Origin of the sequence: Agreia sp. Leaf335, assembly GCF_001423605.1 — a bacterium.
Classification (GTDB): Bacteria; Actinomycetota; Actinomycetes; order Actinomycetales; family Microbacteriaceae; genus Agreia.
In genome coordinates this window covers 1-17,497 of record NZ_LMOQ01000003.1, presented here as the reverse complement: position 1 = coordinate 17,497, position 17,497 = coordinate 1, and the positions used below count along the sequence as shown (strand labels likewise).

The following is a 17,497-nucleotide window of genomic DNA, read 5'->3' as shown; positions in this document are numbered from 1 at the left end:
CATCGAGTGCATGAAGGCTGGTGTGTCACATCGTAGCGGGCACGATGCCGGCGTCGACTCCGTGGCCGAAGGCCCCCTCCACGAGGCACTGGCGCGCTGCGAAACCCGCGCCGTCGCGGAGCGCCGTATCGAGCGCCCCCACCCAGGGACGCCGGGAGCGGGTCCATCCGGAGGTCAGCAGCGACACGGCGAAGGCTGTGACGAATGCGTCGCCGCATCCCATGGTGTCGACGATCGTCGACGGGTCGTCGACCGGCTGGGCCGGCGCAGTCACGTGGTCACGGCCGTCGAACACGATGGCTCCACGGATGCCCCGGGTGCCGACCGCGAGCCCCGCACCTCGGTCGACGGCATCGGCCAGAACGGCGCGGGTCTGGCGCAGGGTGAGGTGGCTGCACGACAGCAGCACGAGGTCAGCGAACGGGGCGACGCGGTCGAGGTATTCGGGCGAGCGGAACTCGTCTTCGCTCGAGAGATCGATGCTCACGAGTGCCGATGTCTCACGCAGCGCGGGCAGTTCCGACTCGGTGGCCGAGTAGACGCTCGTATGCACGAGGTCGAAGCTCGCGGCATACGAGAGGAGCTCGGCGTCGAGCTCGAGTGGCTGGCCCACGGTGACGCCTCCGCCGTTCCACCCGCCGAACACCCGATCGCCGTCGACGACGGTCAGCGTCGATACGCCGCTCGGTCCCTCGCGCACGACTGAGCGCGAGATGTCGACGCCTTGATCGCTGACCGCGTCACGCAGAAAGGTGCCGGCGGCGTCGGAGCCGAAGACGCCCAGATACGAGGCATCGACGCCGAGCTGGCGCGCGAACACCGCGAAGTTGACGCTGTTGCCGCCGGGGTAGGCGATACCCCGGTCGACGAAACGGTCGACGATGTTGTCTCCGAAGCCGAGCACCTTCATGAATGGTCCTTAATAGGGGGCGAGCGCCGCCGGGCATCCGCGACGTTCACGCGGACGCCCGGCAGCAGGAGGATCAGTACTCGACGACGCGGTAGTAGCGACGCAGATCGAGGGAGTGCTCACGCACCCGCTCGAGGTGCTTGCTCACCCGCCCCGTGATGGTGTCGAGAACGACCGGCGCGAGAAGCCCTCGGAACTCGGGGCTGATCCCCTCGAGGGGGTAGTCCTTCGTGTCGAACACGGTGACATCGTCAGACACGGTGCGCACGAATCTCTCGACCCGATCGGTGAGAGCGCGGGTCTCGTCTTCGCCCTGGAACAGGATGAGGCTCGTGTCCTTCTCGAGCAGCTCCAGCGACCCGTGGAAGAACTCAGCGCTGTGCACCCGCGTCGTGCGGAGCCACTGCATCTCTTCGAGGATGCACATGGAGTAGAGGTACGTGAAGCCCCAGAGATTGCCTCCCCCGACGAGGAAGTAGTAGTCGGTGTCTTTGTGGACATCCGCGAAATCGGATGCGATCGGCTCGGCCTGCTTCGCGACCTCGACCAGGATCTCGGGCAGCTTCTCGAGCTCGCCGGCGAACTTCTCGTAGCCGTCGAACTCGCCGCGCACGCTGAGCAGTCGTGTCGTGAAGAGCATCATCTGCATGTCGAACGGCCAGGTCTTGGGCTCGGAGACGAGGGCAATGTCGGCCTGCTGCGCGATCGGGGAGTCCGGGAACCCGGTGAACGCGACGGTCAGCACCCCGCGCTCCTTGACGTACTCGATGGCGCGCAGGCTGTCATCGGTCGTGCCCGAGACGGAGGTGAAGATCGCCACCGAACGATCCGTGAGGGTCTTGTCGCCCGAGACGAGCAGCTCGGCCGCGATGACCGATTTCACGGGCAGAGTCGAGGCTGTCTTGGCGAAGTGCTCATACGGCCACATCGCCGCGTAGGTGCCGCCGGCGCCGATCAGAAAGAGGTTGTCGAAGCCGCGGGCGACCAGGGTGTCGACCAGCTCTTCGATCTGCGGACGGAGGGCGACCGCGCTGGCGATCTGCTTGACGAATGCAGACTCGTCGAATCCGAGCATCAGGTGTCCTTTCAGGAGCGTGAACTGCACCGGCCCAGTGTGGTACCGGTATCAGGTGGCTCTGATGCTGACACACGAATCCTCGGATCGTCAACACATCGACGTTGAAATGATCGATCAGCCCAATCTTCGAGAAAGTTTCGCCCGGGAGTGGTACCGGTATCAGATTGTGTATATAGTTCAGCGAAACCACGCAGTACGTGTTGAACCAGATCCAATGGCGGATCGGTGGAAGGCAGCCCTCGGGACGCCGCCCCGAGATCCCCGCTCCGGCGAGAGATGAAGGAAGACCATGCACACACGAACACGAATCACAGCGGCGGCGTTCATCGCGGCCGGAGCCCTCCTGGTCACGGGATGTGCAGGGGGCTCGTCCGCCGCGCCGGTCGACGTGACCGCGACACCGGAATACTCCGGAACCCTCAGCATCCTGACCAAATTCGCGGGCGACCCCCTGCAGCCCTACTTCGAAGATCTCGCGACGGAGTACACCGCGCTGCACCCCGACGTGTCGTTCGACTTGATCCAAGAGACCGACCAGAGCGTCAAAGACAAGACCAAGACGCTCACCGCATCCGGCGCGCTGCCCGACATCTACTTCAGCTTCACCGGCAACTGGGCCGACAACTTCATCGGCGGCGGACTGGCCGCCGACCTCACCGACGTGATCGGGCCCGACACCGACTGGGGCCAGACCTTCGGCCCCGCCTCGCTCGGCGCTTTCGAGACCGACGGCAAGTACTACGGCGTTCCGCTCTACAACAACGGCAAGTTCATGGGCTACAACAAGGCGATCTTCGACGAGGCGGGCGTCAGCGTTCCCACGTCATTCGAGGAGCTCATCGACAGCTGCCCCACGATCCGGGCGGCGGGCTATGAGCCGATCGCCTTCGGCAACAAAGACGGATGGCCTGGCCTGCACTACCTGCAGCAGCTATTCGCCTACAACGTGCCCGCCGATGTGCTCGAGGCCGACTTCGACCCCGAGACCGCCACCCTCGACGACCCCGGGTATCTGAAGGCGCTCGAACAGTTCAAGACCCTCGTCGATACCTGCACCGACACCGGTGACGGCACGAACGGTGTTCTCTACACGACCGCGCAGGAGGCGCTGGCCGGAGGCAAGGCGGCCATGTACTACCAGGAGATCCTCGAGTTCGACACGGTCACCGCGGAGGGCAACGCCCTCACCACCGACAACTTCGGATTCTTCGCCCTGCCGGTTCCCGCCGGAGCACAGGGAGATCCCGACGCCATCGAGGGAGCACCCGAGGGCTATCTGGTGAACGCGAAGTCGCCCCGAGCGGCTCTCGCCATCGACTTCCTCAAGTTCGTGACCGACAAGACCAATGCCCAGACCCTCGCCGCGCCTCCCTACGGTCAGCCGAGCACGGTGGTCGGAGCAGTGTCGGCCGAGACCTCGAGTAACGCCGTCGTCGACGGCATCTCGCAGGTCAACGAGGCGTCGCAGATCGTGGCCTGGCTCGACATGGTCACGGTTCCCGAAGTTGCCGATGCCTGGTTGGCCGGCGGCGAAGCGATCATCAGCGGCAGCGCGACACCCGACGAGGTCCTCACCAGCGTCCGCGACGCATCCGAGTCCGCCAAGTAGCAACCGGCCGGGGCGGCGCACACATGCCGCCCCGGCTATCCCCTCCCTCCCACACCTCTAGCCGGAAGAAATCTCGATGCAGACAGCCGTGAAGAAAGCCCTCGGGTTCGCCTGGGTGCTGCCGGCGCTCGTCCTCCTCGGCGCCTTCGTCTACCTTCCTCTCGTGCAGAACTTCGGGTTCAGCCTGCAGAAGTGGGATATCTACAGTGGCACCTCGGAGTTCGTCGGACTGAAGAACTACCTGAAACTGGTCGACGATCCGATCTTCTGGTCGGCGCTCGGCAACAATCTGCTCTACGCCGTCATCTCCGTGGCATTCCAGGTCTTCGGCGCCATCGTCCTCGCGGCGATCATCGAGAGCATCCGCAGCGACCGATGGCGGCGCAGCCTTCGAGCGATCTACTTCGTCCCCTCCGCCATCTCGCTCACGGTCGCGGGCCTGCTGTTCTACTTCATCTACGAACCCAACCTCGGTCTCCTGAATGCCGCGCTGGATTCCGTCGGCCTCGATGCATTGGCCCGCCCGTGGCTCGGTCAAGAGAGCACGGCGATGCTCGGCATCATCGCCATGAGCCAGTGGCAGGGCTTCGGCTACTCGACACTGCTGTTCGCGATCGCCATCCAACGCATTCCGTCGGAACTCTACGAGGCGGCCTCCATCGACGGCGTCGGCCCATTCCGCCGCTTCTTCACGGTGACGCTGCCACTGGTGCGCGAGATGACCGGGTTGATGATGATCGTCACCATCTCGGGCGCCTTCCAGGTGTTCAACGAGGTCATGGTGATGACGAGCGGAGGGCCCAACAACTCGACGCAGGTGCTCGGCACCTGGTTGTACCGCTCGGGCTTCGTGCGCAACGACTTCGGCTACGCAGCCGCGATCGCGATGGTCATCTTCCTCGTCACCCTCGCGATCGCGCTCGTTCAACTCTGGATCACTCGCAGAAGAAGGGTGGAATGGTGAAACGCCTCACGTTCCTCGGCAGCATCGGCAGGGTGTTCATGTGGACTTTCCTGCTCGGCCTCGTGGTCGTCGTGGTCTATCCGCTTCTCTGGATGATCCTGAACGGCTTCAAAGAGAATGCCGAGCTGTTCGGCAACCCGTTCGCCCTTCCCATCGCCTGGAAATGGGAGAACTACGTGACCGCGTGGAACCGCGGGGTCAGCAACTACCTCATGATGAGCGTGCTCGTCACCGTGACCTCGACGATCGCGACGGTGTTCATCAGCGCCTGGGCCGCCTACGGTCTCACCCGAGTCACCATCCCCTTCAACAGGGCGATCGTCACCGTGATCCTCGGCGGACTCATGCTCGCTCCGGCCGTCGCCCTCATTCCGCTCGTGAAGATGTTCCAGAGCCTCGGTCTCTACAACACCTTCTGGGCCCTGCTCATCCTCTATACGGCGTTCCGCATCCCCTTCACGACGTTCCTGATCCGCGCATACATGATTGACCTGCCCCGCGAGATCGACGAGGCCGCCGAGGTCGATGGCGCATCCCGCTGGTCGACGTTCTGGCGCATCATCCTGCCCATGTGCAAACCGATCATCGTGTCGACCGTGATCCTGCACATCCTCTTCGCCTGGAACGAGTACCTGTTCGCGATGGTGTTCACGAGCGGGACCGACGTGCAGACACTGCCCGTCGGGCTGACCAGTCTCATGAGCAAGCACGGCACCGACTACCCCGTCGTGTTCGCTGGAATGGTGATCGCGGCGATCCCCGTCGTTCTGCTTTTCTTCTTCGGCCAGCGCTACTTCGTGAAGGGCCTCGCCGACGGTATCGGCAAGTAACAGCGCATGACCGGCACACGACCCCGTCGGCATTTCTTGCATGACGACTCCAGAATGCTTCTATGCTGGAGCCATGACGGCGAAGCAGGTGGTTCTCGCGGAGTATCTCCGCGCGAGACGCGCCGCCCTGAAGCCCGAGGACGTCGGATATCCGCCTGACCCGCAGCGACGCGTGCGGGGACTGCGGCGCGAAGAGGTCGCCGAGCGCGCCGGCATCAGTCTCGAGTACTACGTGCGTCTCGAGCAGGGGCAGAACCACCGCATCTCCGAACAGGTGCTCGAGGCGTTGGCCCGCGCGCTCGACCTCGATGACAGCGGTCGAAGCTACCTCTACAAGCTCGCTCTTCCATCGCCCTCCGATGCACGCCTCCAGGAAACAGACCACGAGGTCACTCCACGACTGCGCGCCCTGCTCGACCAGTGGGCGGGCACCTCGGCAGAGATCTTCGACCGCAATCAAGACCTGATCTTCGTCAACAGCCTCGCGGCGGCTCTTGCACCGGGCTACTCGATACCGGGCAACAACTACGTCGTGATGATGTTCGAGACTCCCCTCGAGAACAGATCGAACGAGCGCTGGCGCGAGACCGCGCGAGACTCCGTCGCGGCGCTACGCTTCCACGCCGATCCGGATGACCCTCGTCTACGGCAGATCGTCGACCAGCTCATGCCGGATGCCGACTTCCGGGAGTTCTGGCTGGCCCACGAGGCTCGGCCCTTCTCGTCGGGACTCGCCCCCAACTTCGTCGACGGCTACGGCTGGGTCGAGCTTCCCTTTCAGGTGCTCGACGTACCCGGCGGTCTCTTCATGAACGTGATCGTCCCGGAGCCGGACTCCCCCGCCGGCTTCGCGATCGAACATCTGCTGGCTCGCCTGCGCGGGCCCGACGACGCCGACGAACTCGACGAGACTCAGGCCGAAGCGAGCGCAGCCGCCAGGTAGGGCGCCGTGCGGCTGTCTCCATTCGTGGCGACAGCCTCCGGACGACCGGCCGCCACGACCAGGCCACCTTTGTCGCCGCCGGCCGGGCCCATGTCGATCACCCAGTCTGCGTCGGCGACCACGCTCATGTCGTGCTCGACGAGCACCACCGTGTTGTCGGCATCCACGAGGGCGTTCAGCTGCGCCACGAGCAGGCGCACGTCGGCCGGATGCAGCCCCGTCGTCGGTTCGTCGAGAACGTAGAGCGTGTGGCCGCGTCGGGCACGCTGCAGTTCCGTCGCGAGCTTGATGCGCTGAGCCTCGCCTCCCGAGAGCTCGGTCGCGGGCTGGCCGAGTCGCAGGTAGCCCAGCCCCACCTTGCGCAGGGTGTCGAGGCTGCGCGCCGCCACGGTCACGTCGGCGAGGAATACTGCCGCCTCATCGACGGTCATCGCGAGCACATCGGCGATCGATGCGTCGCGATAGCGCACCTCGAGGGTCTCCGGGTTGTAGCGCGTGCCGCCGCAGTCGGGGCAGGGCGCGTAGCTCCCCGGCAGAAAGAGCAACTCGACCGAGACGAACCCCTCGCCGAGACAGGTGGGGCAGCGTCCACCGTCGACGTTGAACGAGAAGCGACCGGCGTCGTAGCCGCGCTCACGCGCATCGTCGGTGGCGGCGAAGGTCGAACGCACCGCGTCGAAGAGGCCCGTGTAGGTGGCCAGGTTCGATCGCGGAGTTCGCCCGATCGGCTTCTGATCGACCTGCACGACGCGATCGACGGCGTCGTCGGCCAGCGCCTGCTCCGCGAGCACGCCGCCCACGAGGCTCGACTTGCCCGAGCCCGATACCCCGGTCACCGCCGTGAGCACTCCCACCGGTATGTCCACATCCAGATTCTGGATGTTGTGCCGCGACACCGCTCGCAGGTTCAGCCAGCGCTGGGGGTCGCGTGCCGTGCGCCGCGACGACCCGTCGGCCGGCGACGCGAAGAGGAACGGCCGCGTCACGGAGTCTTCGATCTCGGCGAGCCCGCCGACGGGTCCGCTGTACAGCACGCATCCGCCGTTCGAACCGGCCCCCGGGCCGACGTCGACGACCCAGTCGGCGCGACGCACGACGTCCATGTTGTGCTCGACGACGAAGACCGAGTTGCCCGACGCCTGAAGCTGCTCGAGCACCGTGATGAGAGGTTCGGCGTCGGCAGGGTGCAGCCCGGCCGACGGCTCGTCGAGTACGTAGATCACGCCGAAGAGACCCGATCTCAGCTGGGTGGCGATGCGCAGGCGCTGCATCTCGCCGGGCGACAGAGTCGGGGTCGCGCGGCTCAGACCGAGGTAGTCGAGGCCGAGGCCGACGAGCACCTCGATGCGGGCGAGCAGATCGGAGGCGATCGTGACCGCCACCTCGGTGAGCTCACCGGACGAGCGGTCGGAACGTGCGACGCCAGCGGTCTTCAGCTCGGCGGTGGGGCGCAGCACGTCGGCGAGCGCGGCGAAGGGCATGTCGTTGAGTTCGGCGATGCTGTGCCCCGCGAAGGTCACCGCGAGCGCCGCGCGCGTGAGGCCGCTGCCCCCGCACAGCGAGCAGGGCGCCGTCTCGACGAAACGCTGAGCACGATTGCGCTGGGCCTCGCTCTTGGAGTCGGCGAGGGTGTGCATGATGAAGCTCTTGGCACTCCAGAAGCGCCCCTTGTACGGCTTCGCCACTCGATCGCGCTGCGGCGTCACCTCGACAACGGGCTGCTCGTCGGTGAAGAGCAGCCAGTCCCTGTCTTTCTGCGACAGTTCGCGCCACGGGCGATCGATGTCGTAGCCGAGCCCGGCCGTGACGTCGCGCAGGTTCTTGCCCTGCCAGGCCCCGGGCCAGGCCGCGATGGCGCCGTCGCGGATGCTCAGGGCGGGGTCGTGCACGGCCGTCGCCTCGGTCACGTCGTGCGCGATGCCGAGTCCATGACAGCGCGGGCAGGCGCCGGCCGCGGTGTTGGGAGAGAACGAATCGGAGTCGAGCCGACCCGTCGCATCCGCGGGGTAGGTACCGGCCCGCGAATAGAGCATGCGCAGCAGATTCGACAGCGTCGTGAGAGTGCCGACGGTCGAACGCGAGCTGGGGGCTCCGCGTCGTTGCTGCAGGGCGACGGCGGGAGGCAGACCCGTGATCTCATCGACGTGAGGAGTGCTGCCCTGTGCGATCAGACGACGTGCGTACGGCGCGACCGACTCGAGAAAGCGGCGCTGGGCCTCGCCGAAGATGGTGCCGAACGCCAGCGACGATTTGCCCGATCCCGAGACCCCGGTGAAGGCGACGATGCGGTCGCGCGGCACGTCGACGTCGACGTCGCGCAGGTTGTTCTCGCGGGCGCCGCGCACGCGCACGAAACCGGGCTCGGCGGATGCGATGGGCTGGTTCGGTTCTGTCTGCACCATTTCAATCGTATGCGGGGTATGGGGAGTTCTCCCCCTGTGGGGGATTTTCCGTCGCTGTTAGTGTGCTTTAGGTGCCAGACTCCGCCTCACAGACCACGCCCACCCCCGAGCCTGCGCCGGAGCAGCCGGAGCGCTCCGCCGAAGCCGCTCGGGATGCCGCCCGCCGCATGTACGGCCCGCCCCGCGCCTGGGCGCTGGTCCTGCTGTCGCCGGCTCCGGCGCTGGCCTACGGCGTTCCCGTCATCATCGCCGCCGTCGCGGCCACGGTCGCTGCTCTGTCGATCGTGCCGCGCGACGCGCTCGTGCTCATCAACGGAAACGTCACCGAAGTAGCCGGCACGACCGAGGCGCTCGTCGCCGCTGCGATCGCCGTGATCCTGCTCTGCGCGGGTCACGCCTTCGGTATCACCGCCGCCACGCACTCCCTGATCGCGAACACCACCGATGCCCGTCTCCCGGCGCCTGCTGCGTGGCGCCGTGCCGCGGGCCGACCCGGTCTGGTCGCGCTCGCGTTCGTCGGCGCGCTCGCGATCGCCGTCGCCGGCGTGGCCGCATCCGTCGCTCTGGCGATCGCACCGGTTCAGGCCATCGTCGGCCTCGTCGTGGCCCTGATCGTTCTGATCGTGGCCGCGCCGTTGCTTTTGGCGTGGCCACAGCTCGTTCTGCGCAGCGCGTCGTGGGGTCAGGCTCTCGCGCGCGGTTGGCGCTCGGGAAAAGATGTCGTCTCAGGGCGCACCGAAGACCGCTCGCCCAGGGTCAGTCTGATCATCGCGGCCGTGGTCGTGGTCGGGATCGGCGTTGGCCTGAGGCTGCTCGCCGGACTCATGCTCCAGTCGCTGCTCTCCGCCATGGTCTCCGTCGCGCTCGGCATCGTCGTTCCCGCCGCTCTCGTTCTGTTTCTCACCGCCGTCGCGGTGCGCGCCGTGATCGTACGCGAGGAGTCCCGCGCTCGCATCGGCACCCAGCCGATCGTGCCCCTGCCCGCGCCGTCGTGGGCGCAGAAAGACTCGGATGTCGGGACCCGCGGCGGCGCGCTGGTCGGATTGGCCGTGCTGCTGGTTCCCGCTCTGCTCGCGGTGCCGCTCGCGCTCGTGAATCCGTGGGGATTCGTGTCGTACTCGGCTGTCACGGTGCCCTCGATCGAGGATTCGGCGAGCATCGTGCCCGTGGGCGACGACGGCACGGCTGTGCTGAGCGCAAATGTCGGCTACGACCGATACTCGCTGCGCGTCTGCCACGGCGCGAGCTGCTCGCCGATCTCCACCCTGTCGTCGTACCTTTCGACAGACACGATCGGTACAGACGACGGCGGTCTCTTCACCGCGCAGTGGATGTTCGTCGGAGACGAGGAAGACACCGCCGACAATCGGTTCGAGCTCGACGCGGTGTCAACGAGCGCCGACGAACTGCGTAGATGGGATGACACGACGCGTCAGGGTGAGCGAACCTCCACGGAGCCCCCCGGAAGCCGCACCACCCTCGCCTCATTCGATTCGACGTTCGATGAAGACGACGAGGTCGACACCCGAACCGTGACCGACCGCAGCGCCGTCGCCGTATCGAACGACGGCGCGCATCCCGTGATCGCCGCCGTCGCACGACGCACCGGCGGACCGCCCGAGGCAACCATGTGGATCGTCTTCTGCGACGACGCCGCCTGCTCCTCCGCCACCACGAAGACGACGCAGCTCGAATGGATCGGCAACGCGCCGAGCAGAGCCTCCATCGACGTCGCCGTCACCGCCGATGGCACGGCGGTCGTGACTCTGGCCAACCGAGAGGACTCTCGCGCGGACGTACCGGCTCCCGCTCTGCGGGTCATCTCGGGGAAAGCCGATGGCGCCGAGCTCCGCGTCGAGGCCCCCGAACTGGCCCCCGTGGTCGAGAGCGAGGAGTCATCTGGTTTCGGCTACGACGAGACATTCGGTGCACAGATCGAGCTCGGAGCCGACGGGCTGCCCGTCATACTCTCTCGCCCCGAAGACAGCTCGAAACTGCGGCTCTTCACCTGCGCCGACAGTGCCTGCTCGTCGACCAACACCAGCGATCTGACCGGCTATGACGCGGGCCTGCGAACGCCCGCGTTCGCCATCGACGAGAGCGGGCGGCCGCTTATCGCCGTCGCCAACGAGCGGCGCGAATCCCTCGACCTGATCAGCTGCCTCGACGCGAAGTGCACAAATCTCGAGTCGCGTTCGATCGCGAAACTGACTCGGAATGAGGATCTCAGGTCGACCGAGGCTCTCGCCCTGAGCCTCGATTCGCACGGCAACCCGATCATCGCCGCGGGCGACAGGCTCGCGGGCGACATCAGGCCAGACGTCGCCACCATCTCCTATGACGACGACTATGGCAGGCCAGACAGGAACGAGGAGAGCTGGGCTGGCAGTGTCGTGAACTGCAGTGACGCTCGTTGCGGCCTGAAGTGACGGCCTTCGCCACGCCTCACACGTGCTGACTCACGGTCCCGTGAAGACGATGCGGTTGCCGTCGGGGTCGACGACGGGCAGAATCCGAGACGACGACGCCGCTCTGATGCCGCCATGCTCGATGCCGGCGCCGTCGAGCAGCTGAAGCCGGGCATCCAGGTCATCGTCGTCGAGCACCATGCACGAGGCGCCAGCTCTTTCGGGCTCGATCCAGACCTGCACGCCGAAGGTATCGGCGAGATGCCACTCGACGAGGCCGTCCATCGGACGCGCATCGGGCCCGCGCCCGAACAGCAGCGAATACCAGGGAATGGACTGCGCGGAATCGCTCACCGTCATCTGGGCGAGCAGGCGCGAGATCGTCACGGTCGCCTCCTTGTGTCGTGCGGCAAGAATACGTCCGTCGGCCTCCGCCGCTCTAGGCTCGACGGCATGAACATCGTGGATTCCGATGAGCGGGACAGCACCTGGGAACAGCACGAGTCGAGCGTTCGGGTCTACTTCGCGACCCTGCCCGATCGTGCGGTGCGCACGGTCGACGTCTCGAATGCGACGTTCACCGAGACCCTCGCCTGGGCACGCGGCACGGCGCAGCCGAACGAGACGATCTCGATCGCCCTGATCGGCATCGACAACAGACGGCTCCGCGGGCTCACCTGGCTCTTCGGCATGGACCCGAACGACTCGGCAGAATCCGAACTGCACGACCGGATGCTCGCGGAGATGCTCGAGGAGCACCGAACTCGCGCACTTACGTCAGGCGGTCGCGCGGATGTCGTCGACGAAGGTGGCCGCTCGGGTCTGCAGTGACGCGATGCGCTCGAGCCGCGCAGCCGCCACATCGAAACCGATGTACGCCATGGCCGGAGGTGTGCGCACGTTGCGGGAGCACTCGAACTCCGAGCACACGAGCGTGCCCACGGTGTCGCCATTGCGTCCGGCCGCGCCCGCGCGACGTGCGCTGAAGAACACCACGTCGTTGGGCAGCCGCACGTCCTGGCACCACGAGCACTGGGCTCTGGATGCGGGCTTCGTCTCGGCCCGCCGCAGCAGCACGCCGACCGCGACGTCGCCGACCGGAACCACCACGTACGCGCGGCGGGGGCGCTTCGGGTCGTTCCAGCCGACGTAGTCGAGCTTCGCCCAGTCGATCTCGGCGAAGCCCGCGGGCAGCGTGAGGTCGGAGAGCTCTTTGCGCGACGCGTTCACAAAGGAGTCGCGGATGGTTGTGTCGTTCAGAGAAAACATGGTGAGTCGCCAATCAGAGTCGGCCCGCGGCACAGAGCAGCACGGGCAGATGTTCATTCGGACGGCGCGGTAGAAAGCGCACCGCTTGGCCGCGCGCGATGATCGCGTGCGGCTGGGGAGCGGGGCTATCTGATGCCGGCAAGAGAACTGCCGACAACCCCCTCACGCCCTGAGGGCGATGCCGATGAACTGGAGTAACTCACCACTCCACTGTACCTACCGTCCCGGGTCGAGCTCCCGAACGAACGACTCTGGCAGTCGCACGTTCAGTGGCACTCGCGGAAAAAGCGGTGCGACATCGGCTGGCGTGTACCCGGCGATGCCGCATCCGATCTCGGTGACCAGGAAGGTGAGGTCGGGGCACGACTCGGCGAACTCGACGAAGGTGTCGATCTCCCTGCCCATCACCTCGAGCCCGCTCATGGTATCGATCGCGTACGACTGCCCGTGCAGTCCATGGCCCTCACCCCAGACCGCACCGAAGTCTCGATGCGCCTGGGCAGCGGCACCCGCACCGTGGTGCCCGCTCGCATTCGAGCCGAAGACAAAGATCTCGCCGGGCTGCAGAGTCGTGATTCTCATGGCGGAAGACTACGTCGACCGAGTGCGCACCACCAGCACTCCGTCACCGCCACCGCCGACCACGGTAGGGAGGACGCTGAACGACTCTGGAGACGGCGGCTTCGAACGCCCTGTAATCGTCTTCATCGACGAGTTCGTCATCGGCGAGCATACGGCCGAGGCCTCGAACGACCTCGAACTGGGTTCGCCTGGGCAACGCGTCGGCGGGCAGAAGATCCGGCGTCAAGAATCTCGGAAGGTTTGCCAGCGGCACCCGGGCATCGAATAATCGAGCCACGACATCGTACGGGCTGAACTGTCGCTCGGCGGCGATAAGAGTGTTGCACTCCGAGCACAAACGGCCCGGCACCTCACTCTCGAGATAGCGTCGCAGCCGTTTGTCGACATGCATCAGACGTTCACGTCGTTCTGCCTTGGCTCGCCGTATCTTCGGCTCGAAATATGTGTGCAGAAGGACATGGATCGAAGGTGTCGAGACTGTCATGCGCACAGTGTCGACCCGGCCACCGACATCCGGTGTGCATTGTCGGCATCGGCGGCTATCCGCTACCGTCAGAACCATGTCGGCCGAGACCTTCACCTATACGAACTACATTCGTGCGACGCCAGAGCGTATCTGGCAGGCCCTCACCGACCCGTCGCTCAAGAGCCAGTTCTGGTTTCTCACGCACAGCACCGACTGGGCGGTCGGGTCGACGATGACGTGGCACGTCGCCGGGGTCGACATCGTGGATGCGGAACAGCTCGTGCTCGTGTTCGACGAGCCGCGCCGGCTCTCGTTCACCTGGCAGACGTTCACGCCCGAGTTCGGAGAGGCCGTCGGAGACGATCCCGAGTTGCTCGCGAGGCTGGCGTCGGAGAAGCGCTCGATCGCGACCTTCGACCTCGAGCCCGCCGGAGCGCAGACGAAACTCACGATCACCCACAGCGGCTTCGACACCGGCAGCGCGGTTCTTGCGGGAGTCACGGATGGCTGGCCCATCGTGCTGTCGAGCCTCAAGTCGTTGCTCGAGACAGGAGAAGCTCTTGCATTCAGCTGACGACCCGGATCTTCGGGCCGTGATCGCCGAGGGATACGCGCGCCGCGATCGCAGCAATATGGCTCCGACGATCGAGTACTTCACCGCGCTGCTGGCTCAGTACCCCGACAACCCCGAGGCGATCTACGAGGTCGGCGGGGCATACGACACCGCCGGCGAGGAGGAACGCGCTCGTGGTTTCTACGAACGTGCCCTCGCTGCCGGCCTGCAGGGCGATACGCGGCGGCGATGCCTGCTGCAATACGGCAGCACCCTGCGCAACCTGGGCCTGTTCGACGAGTCGATCGCGGTTCTCCGAGAGGCGTGCTCCGACTATCCCGACTCCGACTCGCTGCGGGCGTTCCTCGCCCTGTCGCTGCACGCGGCATCGCGCAGTGACGCCGCCGTCGCCGAGCTGCTTGCGTTGGCGGCCGATCGCATCCACTCGCCCGACATCGACCGCTACGAGCCGGCACTTCGCGGCAACGCCGACTACCTGCGAGACCTCGACACCGCGGCACAGGAACGCCGACCACAATAGGAGTCATGGTCACCGTTCCGAGCGGCATCGTCGCTCCTGCCCTGCGACTCGTGCGCGCCAACCGCAACTTCGTCTCGGCCGCCGAGGCGCGGCGTCACGTACGTGCCCGATCGCTCAGGCCCACGTCGTATGCCCCGCCCGGCCAGCTGCATCCGGATGTTCGGGTCGACGTCGCCCTGCGCAACGGCTGGCCCGTGTACACGGTCGCGCCGCGCGTCGGAACGCCGGTCGGAAGCCTCGTCTACGTTCACGGCGGCGGCTGGGTGAACGAGATCGTGAGCCAGCATTGGAACCTCGCCGCACAGATCGCTGTGGAGTCGAACACCACGGTGACCGTGCCGATCTACCCTCTGATTCCGTTCGGCACGGCCGCGGACGTCGCGTCGAAGGTCGCCGACCTCGTTCGAGACAACATCGACCGCTACGGCAGCGCCGCCATCGGAGGGGACTCGGCCGGCGGCCAGATCTCGTTGTCGGTGGCGCTCGCGCTGCGTGACTCGCACGGCATCACGCTGCGTCAGACTGTGCTGATCTCGCCCGCACTCGACCTCACGTGGGGCAACCCCGAGATTCCTCGGGTGCAGCCCACCGACCCGTGGTTGGCGACGCCCGGCGGAAAGGTCTTCGCCGAGTACTGGCGGGGCGAGAACGATCTGCTCGATCCCGTCGTGAGTCCCCTGTTCGGCGAGCTGGCCGGGCTCGGGCCGATCACCCTGTTCACGGGAACGCGCGATGTGCTCAACCCCGACGCCCGCCTCCTCGTACAGAAGGCGGCGGACGCCGGGGTCGAACTAGACCTTCACGAGGGCATCGGCCAGGTGCACGTGTTCCCGTTGCTACCGACTCGTGTCGGGCGTGACGCGCGCGAGGTCATCGTGTCGCGCATCCGGAGCTCGCTGAGCGCTTAGAGCTTGCCCTCTTTGGCGTCTTCGGCCACGGCCACCTCGTCGCGACGAGCGTCGCCGCGCGTCTTGCGCAGGCTGAGCACCGTGGCCACCGTGATGGTGAGACCGATGAAGACGAGCGAGAACCAGATGGGGATCTCGGGCGCCCACTCGACGTGCTCTCCTCCGTTGATGAACGGGAGCTCGTTGACGTGCAGGGCGTGGAACACGAGCTTCACACCGATGAAGGCGAGAATGACCGCGAGGCCCTGGGCGAGGTAGACGAGGCGCTCAAGCAGCCCACCGATCAGGAAGTACAGCTGGCGCAGGCCCATGAGTGCGAACGCGTTGGCGGTGAAGACGATGTAGGCCTCGTTGGTGAGCCCGTAGATGGCGGGGATCGAGTCGACCGCGAACACCAGGTCGATGAAGCCGATGGCCACGATGGTGAGCAGCATCGGGGTGAAGAAGCGCTTGCCGTCGATCTTCACCGAGATCTTGTCTTCGTGATAGTCGTTCGTGATCGGCAGCAGCTTGCGGGCGAACTTGACGATCTTGCCATTGGCGGGGTCGGACTCGTGGTTGCTAAAGGCCTGGCGGTAGGCCAGTACCAGCAGCAAGGCACCGAAGATGTAGAAGATCCACGAGAAGTTGTCGATCAGGGTCGCGCCGACCGCGATGAAGGCTCCGCGCATGATCAGGGCGATGATGATGCCGATCATCAGCACCTTCTGCTGGAACGCCTTGGGTACGGCGAACCCGGTCATCACGATCAGGAAGACGAAGAGGTTGTCGATCGACAGCGCCTTCTCGGTGAGGTAGCCGGCGAAGTACTCTCCGCCGAAGTTCCAGCCGGAGAACATGCCGATGCCGACTCCGAAGAGGAGGGCGAGGCTGATGTAGAAGACCGACCAGCGGGCCGATTCGGCGATGGACGGTTCGTGCGGCTTTCGCACGTGCACGAAGAACTCGAAGACGAAGAAGGCAATCGTCACGGCGATGGTGATCAGCCAGACGAGAGGGGTGATCTGCATAGGGGTAGCTCCACGGTCGGGTGTAGAAGAACCAAGGTCTCTTCCACCTTCACGATGTGAAGGCCGGCTGCCCGGAACCCGTCGATGGGTCCGTACTGACGAGTCAGCCGTGCGGGAATACTCCCCTTGCGAGCACAAGTCTATCCCCTGTCGGCTACCTGCGCACTGCCGCAAGGTTGTGAGTACCCACAGAAGGAGAAGCACTATGCCTGATTCATCAGCAGACGTCGCGAAGGTCGCCGAACTCATTCGCGAGTTCCGATTCGCGATGGTCACGACCGTCAACACACTGGGCGAGCTCGTCGCCCGCCCCCTCACCGTTCAGGAGGCCGAGTTCGACGGCGACCTGTGGTTCATCGTCGCTCGCGACTCGCACGAGGTCGCGGAGCTCGGGGTCAACCCGGTCGCGGGAGTCTCGTTCGCGTCGAACGACACCTGGGTCTCGCTGACCGGCACGGCCAAGCAGGTGGACGACCTCGCGCGAGTCAAGGAGTACTGGAACCCGTTCGTCGAGGCTTGGTTCCCCGATGGACCGGAGGACCCGAACGTGACGCTCGTCAAGTTCTCCGCCTCCGGCGCCGAGTACTGGGACAGCCCCGGGGGTCGCATCGCTTCGGTGATCAGCTTCGTGAAGTCGAAGGTCACCGGGTCGACCGGTGGCGGCAGCGAGAACGCGAAAGTGAACCTCGACTAGCCGCTCGACCGAGCTGTACACAGCAGAATGGCCCGCCACGTTTGTGGCGGGCCGTTCTGGTTGGGCGGGGGTGTTACTTGGTGTTGACGGTGATCTTGGCGACTCCGACGAGGAGGCCGGCCTTGACGGCGTCGGTCTTGAACGTGTCGTTCAGGAGGCCGGCGGCGTCGGAGGAGATGTGGACGGTGGTGCCTTCGAGGATGGCGGTGTCGTTCGGGCCGGTCTGGAGGGGCTTCAGGGTTCCTCCGTGGAGGTCGAAGAGCAGGGCCTGCTTGACGGCGGAGGTGCCGTTGACGGCGACGTCACCGTAGAGCTTGGAGGTGCCGGGGT

General features: G+C 65.8%; 18 protein-coding genes and 1 pseudogene. 10 read left to right on the top strand and 9 right to left on the bottom strand.

Translation table 11 applies throughout. From position 1 onward, the window contains the following. Nucleotides 1–25: 25 nt before the first annotated feature. Together ASF79_RS10385 and ASF79_RS10380 are read right to left on the bottom strand one after the other, a co-directional pair. Nucleotides 26–910 (bottom strand): PfkB family carbohydrate kinase, encoded by an 885-nt coding sequence (locus ASF79_RS10385; protein WP_055854768.1) that lies wholly within the window; start codon nt 908–910, stop codon nt 26–28. A 73-nt stretch (nt 911–983) separates the two neighbouring features. Then, complete coding sequence (locus tag ASF79_RS10380; RefSeq protein ID WP_235500731.1) at nt 984–2,015, bottom strand: SIS domain-containing protein; 1,032 nt, start codon at nt 2,013–2,015, stop codon at nt 984–986. 262 nt (nt 2,016–2,277) lie between these two features. Between ASF79_RS10380 and ASF79_RS10375 the strand changes: the two genes are divergently transcribed. The 4 genes from ASF79_RS10375 to ASF79_RS10360 all read left to right on the top strand — a co-directional run bounded on the left by ASF79_RS10375 (nt 2,278) and on the right by ASF79_RS10360 (nt 6,334). Beyond that, a complete protein-coding gene (locus ASF79_RS10375) occupies nt 2,278–3,597 on the top strand; it encodes an ABC transporter substrate-binding protein (RefSeq protein ID WP_055854761.1) in 1,320 nt (439 codons plus the stop codon). 76 nt (nt 3,598–3,673) lie between these two features. Continuing rightward, nucleotides 3,674–4,561, top strand: coding sequence for a carbohydrate ABC transporter permease (locus ASF79_RS10370; RefSeq protein ID WP_055854758.1), 888 nt, complete (start codon nt 3,674–3,676; stop codon nt 4,559–4,561). Further along, complete coding sequence (locus tag ASF79_RS10365; protein ID WP_055779634.1) at nt 4,555–5,391, top strand: carbohydrate ABC transporter permease; 837 nt, start codon at nt 4,555–4,557, stop codon at nt 5,389–5,391. Before ASF79_RS10370 ends, ASF79_RS10365 begins: the two co-directional genes overlap by 7 nt. A gap of 73 nt (nt 5,392–5,464) precedes the next feature. Continuing rightward, complete coding sequence (locus tag ASF79_RS10360; protein WP_055854753.1) at nt 5,465–6,334, top strand: helix-turn-helix domain-containing protein; 870 nt, start codon at nt 5,465–5,467, stop codon at nt 6,332–6,334. Here the strand turns inward: ASF79_RS10360 and ASF79_RS10355 are convergent. Beyond that, a complete protein-coding gene (locus ASF79_RS10355; RefSeq protein ID WP_055854749.1) occupies nt 6,304–8,736 on the bottom strand; it encodes an ATP-binding cassette domain-containing protein in 2,433 nt (810 codons plus the stop codon). The genes ASF79_RS10360 and ASF79_RS10355 overlap by 31 nt on opposite strands. Nucleotides 8,737–8,807: 71 nt before the next feature. Between ASF79_RS10355 and ASF79_RS10350 the strand changes: the two genes are divergently transcribed. Further along, complete coding sequence (locus tag ASF79_RS10350) at nt 8,808–11,165, top strand: hypothetical protein (RefSeq protein WP_156366221.1); 2,358 nt, start codon at nt 8,808–8,810, stop codon at nt 11,163–11,165. A 30-nt stretch (nt 11,166–11,195) separates the two neighbouring features. Here ASF79_RS10350 and ASF79_RS10345 read toward each other — a convergent pair whose 3' ends face one another. Continuing rightward, entirely contained in the window at nt 11,196–11,531 is a 336-nt protein-coding gene (locus ASF79_RS10345) for a VOC family protein (RefSeq protein WP_156366220.1), read from the bottom strand. 66 nt (nt 11,532–11,597) lie between these two features. On the opposite strand from ASF79_RS10345, the gene ASF79_RS10340 reads away from it, so the two are divergent. Then, entirely contained in the window at nt 11,598–11,975 is a 378-nt protein-coding gene (locus tag ASF79_RS10340; protein WP_055854743.1) for a hypothetical protein, read from the top strand. On the opposite strand, the gene ASF79_RS10335 is transcribed toward ASF79_RS10340, so the two are convergent. From ASF79_RS10335 to ASF79_RS10325, 3 genes are all read right to left on the bottom strand, one after another. Further along, entirely contained in the window at nt 11,922–12,413 is a 492-nt protein-coding gene (locus tag ASF79_RS10335) for an FBP domain-containing protein (RefSeq protein WP_055855970.1), read from the bottom strand. The two genes, ASF79_RS10340 and ASF79_RS10335, sit on opposite strands and share 54 nt — an antisense overlap. 216 nt (nt 12,414–12,629) lie before the next feature. Then, nucleotides 12,630–12,995: an A1S_2505 family phage non-structural protein gene (locus tag ASF79_RS10330; protein WP_055854740.1), complete on the bottom strand. Its 366-nt coding sequence runs from the start codon at nt 12,993–12,995 to the stop codon at nt 12,630–12,632. Between the two features lie 43 nt (nt 12,996–13,038). Beyond that, on the bottom strand, nt 13,039–13,557 hold the full coding sequence (locus ASF79_RS10325; protein ID WP_156366219.1) for a hypothetical protein: 519 nt from the start codon (nt 13,555–13,557) through the stop codon (nt 13,039–13,041). On the opposite strand from ASF79_RS10325, the gene ASF79_RS10320 reads away from it, so the two are divergent. From ASF79_RS10320 to ASF79_RS10310, 3 genes are read left to right on the top strand one after another with little or no spacing between them, the layout of a single operon-like run. After that, nucleotides 13,556–14,035 carry an SRPBCC family protein gene (locus ASF79_RS10320; protein WP_055854735.1) on the top strand — a complete coding sequence of 160 codons (480 nt, stop codon included), beginning with the start codon at nt 13,556–13,558 and terminating at the stop codon, nt 14,033–14,035. The two genes, ASF79_RS10325 and ASF79_RS10320, sit on opposite strands and share 2 nt — an antisense overlap. Further along, on the top strand, nt 14,022–14,555 hold the full coding sequence (locus tag ASF79_RS10315; protein WP_055854732.1) for a tetratricopeptide repeat protein: 534 nt from the start codon (nt 14,022–14,024) through the stop codon (nt 14,553–14,555). The genes ASF79_RS10320 and ASF79_RS10315 overlap by 14 nt, the downstream gene beginning before the upstream one ends. A 5-nt stretch (nt 14,556–14,560) precedes the next feature. Then, entirely contained in the window at nt 14,561–15,463 is a 903-nt protein-coding gene (locus ASF79_RS10310) for an alpha/beta hydrolase fold domain-containing protein (protein WP_055779657.1), read from the top strand. Here the strand turns inward: ASF79_RS10310 and ASF79_RS10305 are convergent. Beyond that, nucleotides 15,460–16,473, bottom strand: coding sequence for a TerC family protein (locus ASF79_RS10305; protein WP_055779660.1), 1,014 nt, complete (start codon nt 16,471–16,473; stop codon nt 15,460–15,462). The genes ASF79_RS10310 and ASF79_RS10305 overlap by 4 nt on opposite strands. Before the next feature lie 205 nt (nt 16,474–16,678). On the opposite strand from ASF79_RS10305, the gene ASF79_RS10300 reads away from it, so the two are divergent. Continuing rightward, the gene (locus tag ASF79_RS10300; protein WP_055779663.1) at nt 16,679–17,167 is read left to right on the top strand and encodes a pyridoxamine 5'-phosphate oxidase family protein; all 489 of its coding nucleotides are present in this window, start codon (nt 16,679–16,681) and stop codon (nt 17,165–17,167) included. A 73-nt stretch (nt 17,168–17,240) separates the two neighbouring features. Here ASF79_RS10300 and ASF79_RS10295 read toward each other — a convergent pair. Further along, a pseudogene (locus ASF79_RS10295) lies at nt 17,241–17,497 on the bottom strand (hypothetical protein); the annotation flags it as partial.

Excerpts from the sequence above, each read along its gene's own strand:
- ASF79_RS10385 (WP_055854768.1), bottom strand. The coding sequence starts at position 910 with ATGAAGGTGCTCGGCTTCGGAGACAACATCGTCGACCGTTTCGTCGAC.
- ASF79_RS10375 (WP_055854761.1), top strand. The coding sequence starts at position 2,278 with ATGCACACACGAACACGAATCACAGCGGCGGCGTTCATCGCGGCCGGA.
- ASF79_RS10370 (WP_055854758.1), top strand. The coding sequence starts at position 3,674 with ATGCAGACAGCCGTGAAGAAAGCCCTCGGGTTCGCCTGGGTGCTGCCG.
- ASF79_RS10365 (WP_055779634.1), top strand. The coding sequence starts at position 4,555 with ATGGTGAAACGCCTCACGTTCCTCGGCAGCATCGGCAGGGTGTTCATG.
- ASF79_RS10360 (WP_055854753.1), top strand. The coding sequence starts at position 5,465 with ATGACGGCGAAGCAGGTGGTTCTCGCGGAGTATCTCCGCGCGAGACGC.
- ASF79_RS10355 (WP_055854749.1), bottom strand. The coding sequence starts at position 8,736 with ATGGTGCAGACAGAACCGAACCAGCCCATCGCATCCGCCGAGCCCGGT.
- ASF79_RS10340 (WP_055854743.1), top strand. The coding sequence starts at position 11,598 with ATGAACATCGTGGATTCCGATGAGCGGGACAGCACCTGGGAACAGCAC.
- ASF79_RS10335 (WP_055855970.1), bottom strand. The coding sequence starts at position 12,413 with ATGTTTTCTCTGAACGACACAACCATCCGCGACTCCTTTGTGAACGCG.
- ASF79_RS10330 (WP_055854740.1), bottom strand. The coding sequence starts at position 12,995 with ATGAGAATCACGACTCTGCAGCCCGGCGAGATCTTTGTCTTCGGCTCG.
- ASF79_RS10320 (WP_055854735.1), top strand. The coding sequence starts at position 13,556 with ATGTCGGCCGAGACCTTCACCTATACGAACTACATTCGTGCGACGCCA.
- ASF79_RS10325 (WP_156366219.1), bottom strand. The coding sequence starts at position 13,557 with ATGGTTCTGACGGTAGCGGATAGCCGCCGATGCCGACAATGCACACCG.
- ASF79_RS10310 (WP_055779657.1), top strand. The coding sequence starts at position 14,561 with ATGGTCACCGTTCCGAGCGGCATCGTCGCTCCTGCCCTGCGACTCGTG.
- ASF79_RS10305 (WP_055779660.1), bottom strand. The coding sequence starts at position 16,473 with ATGCAGATCACCCCTCTCGTCTGGCTGATCACCATCGCCGTGACGATT.
- ASF79_RS10300 (WP_055779663.1), top strand. The coding sequence starts at position 16,679 with ATGCCTGATTCATCAGCAGACGTCGCGAAGGTCGCCGAACTCATTCGC.